This is a genomic window from Myxococcales bacterium (genome assembly GCA_016717005.1).
GTDB lineage: Bacteria > Myxococcota_A > Polyangia > Haliangiales > Haliangiaceae > UBA2376.
In genome coordinates this window covers 1-6,678 of sequence record JADJUF010000043.1, presented here as the reverse complement: position 1 = coordinate 6,678, position 6,678 = coordinate 1, and the positions used below count along the sequence as shown (strand labels likewise).

The window sequence follows — 6,678 nt, the reverse complement described above, 5'->3', positions numbered from 1 at the left end:
GCCGTGCTCACGCCGGCCGATGCGGATGCCGCGGCAGGTGCGGCCGCGCCTGCGGTCGCTACGACGAGGACCGCGAGGCTCACGGCCGCGACGCGGGCCCACCTCCGCGCACTTCGCGCGGCGGCATTGAATCTGGCCGTCGCAGCCCCGAGCCGGGCGTCGGCTTGCGCCACGGCTGACTCCGCCCCGGCCAGCTCACGAGCCAGCTCCTCTCCACGCTCGGATGCGTAGGCGGCCAGGCTGGCCTGGGCGTCTGCATCTGCGTTCGCGTAGCCGTCGGCGTCCGCGTGCACCCGCGCCTCGAATTCCGCGCGCCCCCTCCCTGCGCCTGCCGTTGCATTCCGCGCCTTCGAGCGCGCGACCGGTGCGGTGGCCGTGCTGGCTGCGCTCGCCCCTCTCGGTCCCTCCTGCGCGCGCGTGCGTGCGCGATCGCCGTAGTCCGCGCTCCCGTCCACGAACGCGTCGGCCCCGTGCTCCTTCTTCATGTCCGCGAAGGCTTGCAGGAACGGGTCGGGCGCATCCGCGAGGTTCGCCTCACGCACGACCTTGCCGGCTGCGACATCCGCGGTCACCAGCGCGTCGTATTCCGAGCGGCTCACGACCCGCGGCGTCGCCGCGCCGTGCTCGTCGTGGCTCACCCAGATCCGCGCTTCGCCCGTCTCGGTGATCTGTCGCTGCGTCTCCGCGGGCAGCGAGTCGTAGAACGGACGCAACTCGGCCGGCACGTCGGCGACATGCTCTTCGACCTTGTGGCCCTGCGTGGGGCGCTTCTCCGTCCCCTCCGGATCCACCATCCCGATCGGATCGCCGCCGACGAACGCGTACAGATTCAACCCGTCCTTGGGCCCGATCGGATCGCACGACAGCCACCGGCCCAGCCACGGCGCGTAGTACCGCTGCGGGTAGGCGTCCAGGCCGGTGGCGCGGTCGCGCTCCTTGCCGGCGTAGCGGACGTCGCGCCGCGCGACCTCGCGCACGTCGTCGCCGGCGATGAACGCGCTGCCGCCGTGGGGCAGGTACTCCTCGTACGAGATCAGCGCGCCGGCGGCGTCGAGCTCGAGCGCGGTCGAGCCCTGCGGCGTCGTCAGGTGATACCGCACGCGCGCGGGGCCGATGGCGTCGACCTCATTCCCCAGCGTGTCCACGACGTGCCGGTCGACGACCGCGACCCGGCGCTCGCCGTCGGCGACGTGCGTGGTCCAGCGCTCGAGCACGATGGTCGCACCGCGCCGCACCCGCACGCGCTCCTGCCCGCCATCGAGGTACAGCACCTCGCGGGTCTCGACCACGGGCGTCTCCCCGCCGACCACCAGCCGCGTCGCCACCTTCCTGACCCGCACCCGGTCCGCGCCGTACGCGTAGCGCTCGCCGTCGTCGACCGGCCCGCCGGCGCGCTCGACGGTCACGGCCTCGGTCAGGCACCCGCGCCAGCTCCAGGCCATCCGGCGCAGGTGCGCCAGCGCGACCATGTTGCCCGCGGCGTCGAACATCGCCGCCGGGTCCACCACCGGCACTCCATTGACATCGAGCGCCGCGGTCGCGCGGTTCGAGCTGCTCGCGACCCAGTAGTCGGTCGACCAGCTCGCGGTCGCGCCGGCGTGCTGCATCCGCGTCAGGTTGCCCGACGGGTCGTACGTGAACAGCTGCGTGTACCGCTCGAGCGCGGCGCCGTTGTTGAGCGACAGGTGCCGCGCGCCGCCGATGGTCCCGGCGGTCCCGGGGATGTAGTCGTGCGGCAGGAGCGCCTGGTGCACGCGCCCGGTCGCCTCGACCAGCCGCCCGTGCGCGTCGTACCGGAAGTCGCGCCGCGCGCTCACCGCCGCCGGCACCAGCGCCGCCGCGCCCTCCTGCGCCAGGTCGAGCGCCCGCGTCACCCGCCCGTCGGCGTCGTAGGTGAACCGCAGGCCCTGCAGCGCCTGGCCCGCGCGCACCGCGTCCTGCGCCACCAGCCGCCCGCTCGCCGGATCGTACGCCCACGTCTGGCCCACGCCGTTGCCCAGCGTCGCCGCCGCCACCCGCCCGTGCGCGTCGCGCGCCAGCCCGTCGACGATCGGCACGTCGACCAGCGCCCCGTCCGGCGTCGTCACCCGCACGCTCGCGAGCGCGCCGCCCGGGTGGTACCCGTCGCGCCGCTCGGTCCCGTCGACCAGCTGCGTCCACACCCCCGCGCCCCAGCGCGTCGGTCCGCGCCGCCGCGGTCAGCACCTCGGCCTCGAGCGCCACCGCCCCGCGCCAGTCGGGGGTGTCGTCGAGGTCGACGCGCAGCTGTCGCTCGGTGGTCCGCACGGCGCCCGCTGGATCATACGCCACCGTCCGCACCTCGCCCGCCCCGTCGCGCACTCGCACCGCCCGCCCCAGCCGGTTGGCGGCCTTCGCGGACGCCAGGTCCGCGTCGGCATCGCCGTACGCGATGGTCTCGACCTGCGCGTCGAGCGTTGCGCCATCGCGCACGATCGTCGCCACCGGCCGGTCCGCGACATCGAAGCTGCGCTCGATCTCGAACCCGCGCCCGTCCCAGGTCCACACCGGTCGATCGTACGCGTCCGCCAGCGCCCAGGTCGGGCCGGCGTCGACGCTGCTCTGCGCCAGCGGCCGGCCCCGCAGGTCCCGCGCGTACGTGAACGCCTCGAGCCCCCGCGGATCCACCTGCGCCACCACCTGCCCGCTCGCGTCGGTCACCGTCCGCTCGACGCGCGTCGCCGCGCTCGCGTCGCCCACCGCCACCACCGCGCACGCCGTGCCGCGCGCGTCGACGTGCGTCACCGTCGGCGTCCCCGCGTGCGCCGCCGCGTGCTCGTACGCCACGCGCTCCGCGTCGTCCACCGGTCGGCCCTCGCGCACCAGCCGGTACGTCGACCCCAGCACGTTGTCCCCCGCGCTCGCCGCCACCGTCGCCCACGCCCCCGCCGTCGTCGTCGCGTACGTCCCGTTCGGCAGGTCGACCCGCACCGCGCGCCCCACCGCGTCGTAGCTCGTCACCGTCGCCACCCCGAACCGCTCGAGCACCGCGTCGCTCTCGTACGCGGCGCTCGCCGAGAAGTACGGCTCGTACACCCGCCCCGGCTGGCCCTTCGCGTCGTAGACCACGTGCCCCGACACCCGCCACCGCGTCGCCGCCGCCGCCAGCACCGGCTGCCCGCCCCCGTCGACGATCACCTGCCCGCCCGCGTCCCGCGCGATCGCCGGCCCCGCCTCGACCCGCACCTTCTCCTGCAGCACCCGCCCGAACCCGTCGAGGTACCGCACCCGCACCTCCAGCGGCCCCGCCGCGTCGCCGCCGCCCGCGCCGTCGTACACCAGCGCGCTCCGCGCCACCGTCACCTCCGCCACCGGCGCCCCGTCCCGCACCCACGCTCGATCATCGACCCACGTCGCCGTCGCCGCCGCCCCCAGGAACCCGGCCGGATCCGCCAGCACCGACGCGGTCGTCGCGCCCACCGGCGGCTGCCACGCGCCCAGCGCGCCGCTGCCCCACGGCTCGGTCCCGACGTGGCCCTCGGTGCCGCCCGCGCCCAGCCGCCCGAACCCGTCGAACCGCGCGTGCGCGATCGTCCCGTTCGGATCCTCGGTCTGCGCCGGCGCCAGCACCCGGTAGTCGATCGTCATCGTCGTCGACAGCCCGAGCGCGTCGATGGTCTCGACCACCGCCAGCTGGTCGGCGTCGTAGACGACCTGCGCGCTCGCGCCGTCGCCGCGCACCGTGCGCGTGACCAGCCCGAACGGCCCGCTCACCTCCTGCACCGGCCCCGGCTGCCACCAGTGACCGTCGGCCAGCACGTAGCCCAGCGCCGCCACGCCCGCGGCGTCGACGCGGGTGTCGAGCGTCGCCGCCAGCAGCCCCGGCGTCAGGCACGCCACCTCGGCGTGGTGCACCCGCGGCGCCGGCGCCACCGCGCCCAGCGGCGCGATCGCGGCGCGTGCCGCATCCCAGTAATAGGTGCGCTGCCACGCCAGGCGCCTCGCCGCCGGCGCGGTCGCCGCTGGATCCAGCGCCTGCTCGAACGGCGCCGGCGTCGCCAGCGCCGCGGTGACCGCCGATGCGGTCAGGGCCTCGGGCGCGAGCTGCCCGTCGACCGGCGCCACGCCCACCAGCTCGCACTGCGTGGTCTCGACCTCGGCCCCGAGGAGAAACTGCGCGTCGGTGTCGACGTCGGCGCGGGTCGCGTCGGTGACCGTCACCCAGGTCCGGGCCTGCGCGACGTCGTCGACCGCGCCGCGCCGCGCGTACGCCACCTGCGCCGTGCGCGTCGGCGCGCCCCAGGCGTCGTGCGCCAGCACCAGCTCCTCGGTCACGCGCGGATCGCCGGCGGCGCCGTCGTAGGTCGCGACCCGCCGCGCCCGCGGCACCACGCCGAACACCGGCCGCTGTGCCCCGCGCCGCGGCTGCGACAGCACCAGCTGGTAGCTGGCCTCCTCGACGTCGAACGGATCTGCCTCCGGCGCCTCGGCGGCGTCGACCGCCCAGCGCTCGCGCCGCACCACCGAGCCCGCGAGCAGCCGCAGCGCCGCCGACGCGTCGGCCGGCAGGTGCGCGCCCGGTGCCTCGACGTGGGGAGCGATCGGCGGCAGCAGCGGGTCGCCGTCGTACGGCTCGAACGGCCGGTGGTGGTTCCACATCGCGGTGCCGAGGTGAAACCAGGTCCGCGTCAACAGCGGCGGCGCGAACGCCGGCTCGTCCCGACCCGCGCGTCGACCACCGGCCGGTGCGACGGCAGCCGCGTCTCCCACGGCACGCCGTCGGCCGCGTCGCGCAGGTAGTGCGTCGCCGAGTTGCCCCAGGTCAGCTCGGTGCGCCGACCGCAGCCGTCGTCGACCGCGATCAGCATCCCCGGCGGCGTCGCCGGCGTGAGCGGCAGGTACGACAGCGCCTGCGTGCGCGTCGGCGACAGCGCCGACCACAGCAGCGCCGGCCGCCCGTCGCCCGCCAGATCGGCGATCGCCGCGGTGCGCCCGTCGAACGCCGGCAGGTGCCCGACCTCGCGCCGCGCCCCAGCCGCCGCCCGCCCAGGTTCGGGAAGTGCCACACCCGCCCGTCGTCCAGGTAGAGCACGTCGGCCGTGCCGCTGCCGTCCAGATCCACCAGCCGCACCCGCGCGCTGTCGAACGCCGACGTCGTCGGCACCGCCGGCGCCCCGTCCATCACCACCCGATCGCCGAACCGCCCGTTGCCCAGCGCCGGCCAGTACTCGACCTGCCCCCGCCGCACCCGCACCAGGTCCTGCATGCCGTCGCCGGTCATGTCCGCGAAGAACAGATCGAGCTGCGGGTTGGGCCCGCACCCCGGCGCCGCCTCGGCCCCCGTCGGCAGCGGCACCACCACCGGCTCGCCGAACTCGCGCTCGACCTCGTCGAGCGGCCCGGTCACCGACGGGAACCACACCAGCGCGTCGCCGCGCGCGATCACCGCGTCGCTGCGCCCGTCGCCGTTCAGATCGACCCAGAACGTGCGCCCGACCGCGCCCTCGAGCTTGGGCCACGCCGCGAACGGCCGGAACCCCGCCCAGCGCCGCTCCTCGCGCTCGAGCGCGAACGACCCGGCCTGGCGCCCCGTCGTCACCGCCAGCTCGGTGTCGCCGTCGCGATCGACGTCGGCCAAGGCCACGCCGCGCTCGAAGTTCGGCTGCGCCGCCACCGCCGCTGGCGCCGCGAACTGTCCGCCGCCCTGGTTGGCCTGGTACAGCCACCCGCGCTCGCCCTGGTAGAGGATGCCCGGCAGGCCCTCGCCGTACAGATCGACCAGCTGCGTCCGCGCCGCGGTCAGCCCGTCGTCGTCGTCGCCGGCAGGAACGTCTCGTCGAGCCCCGCGCCCGCGTACGCGAACACCAGCGGCGCGGTCTCGGCGCGCGCGCCGTCGACGAACCCGACCCGCGTCACCCCGATCAGCCGCGCGCCGGCCGGATCGTCGTCGTACGCCAGCTCGAGCGCTGAGGTCGGCACCGCCGGGCCCGTCCATCACCACGCGCGGTCGCCGAACCGCCCGTTGCCCAGCGTCGGCCGGTACTCGACCTGCCCCCCGCCGCACCCGCACCAGGTCCTGCATGCCGTCGCCGGTCATGTCCGCGAACGACAGATCGAGCTGCGGGTTGGGCGCACCCCGGCGCCGCCTCCCGCTCCCCGTCGGCAGCGGCACCACCACCGGCTCGCCGAACTCGCGCTCGACCGCGTCGAGCGGCCCCGTCACCGACGGGAACCACGACCGTCTCCAAACGGAGGCTCTCGTCGAGGACGCATGCATAACCGATCACGAATGCCTTGAGCAGGATCGCGAAGATGCCTTCGTGATGAACGACCATGAGCCTCTTCACAGAGAAGGACGGCGTCACCTCCGAATACCTCATCATTGTAGCGCTCAGCGAACTGCTCCAGCCACTGCTCGAAGGTCTCGAATCGCATCTTCATGGGGCCGAGTCCTTTGCCGTAACAGGCATCAGCGACGACTGTCATTGTCGCTTGAGGGTCCCAGTTAAGTTGCGATGCAATCACGCCTCAGACCTGTCGATCCTCCAAGTCGCTGCGGTCGAGCTTGCGCCAGTCAGGGGCTTCCCGTTTGCCGGCCGCCAAGTCGATATCATCAGGATCGAACCCGGACGCCTATGGGACATGAGAGCGCAACATCTCGAGAGCCGCGTCCCATGACTGCTGTCGTTTCGTCTGTCATTTTTTCCACTTCTCCTGTCC

The 6,678-nt window shown here is 74.8% G+C and carries 7 protein-coding genes; 3 read left to right on the top strand and 4 right to left on the bottom strand.

Annotated features, from left to right (window positions below; genetic code table 11):
• Positions 1 to 1,289, bottom strand: a 1,289-nt coding sequence (locus IPL61_38410) for an RHS repeat-associated core domain-containing protein (GenBank protein ID MBK9037060.1), incomplete at its 3' end; no start/stop codon positions are given.
• A 1,328-nt stretch (positions 1,290 to 2,617) separates the two neighbouring features.
• Here IPL61_38410 and IPL61_38405 point away from each other — a divergent pair.
• Both IPL61_38405 and IPL61_38400 read left to right on the top strand, forming a co-directional pair.
• On the top strand, positions 2,618 to 2,971 hold the full coding sequence (locus IPL61_38405; protein MBK9037059.1) for a hypothetical protein: 354 nt from the start codon (positions 2,618 to 2,620) through the stop codon (positions 2,969 to 2,971).
• A 966-nt stretch (positions 2,972 to 3,937) separates the two neighbouring features.
• A complete protein-coding gene (locus tag IPL61_38400) occupies positions 3,938 to 4,321 on the top strand; it encodes a hypothetical protein (GenBank protein ID MBK9037058.1) in 384 nt (127 codons plus the stop codon).
• Positions 4,322 to 4,646: 325 nt separating this feature from the next.
• On the opposite strand, the gene IPL61_38395 is transcribed toward IPL61_38400, so the two are convergent.
• The 3 genes from IPL61_38395 to IPL61_38385 form a co-directional block, all read right to left on the bottom strand.
• On the bottom strand, positions 4,647 to 4,826 hold the full coding sequence (locus IPL61_38395) for a hypothetical protein (GenBank protein ID MBK9037057.1): 180 nt from the start codon (positions 4,824 to 4,826) through the stop codon (positions 4,647 to 4,649).
• Positions 4,820 to 5,602 (bottom strand): VCBS repeat-containing protein, encoded by a 783-nt coding sequence (locus IPL61_38390; GenBank protein MBK9037056.1) that lies wholly within the window; start codon positions 5,600 to 5,602, stop codon positions 4,820 to 4,822. Before IPL61_38390 ends, IPL61_38395 begins: the two co-directional genes overlap by 7 nt.
• A 155-nt stretch (positions 5,603 to 5,757) precedes the next feature.
• Positions 5,758 to 5,937, bottom strand: coding sequence for a hypothetical protein (locus IPL61_38385; protein MBK9037055.1), 180 nt, complete (start codon positions 5,935 to 5,937; stop codon positions 5,758 to 5,760).
• A gap of 354 nt (positions 5,938 to 6,291) precedes the next feature.
• Here IPL61_38385 and IPL61_38380 point away from each other — a divergent pair, with 354 nt between their 5' ends.
• Entirely contained in the window at positions 6,292 to 6,636 is a 345-nt protein-coding gene (locus IPL61_38380) for a hypothetical protein (protein ID MBK9037054.1), read from the top strand.
• Positions 6,637 to 6,678: the final 42 nt, after the last annotated feature.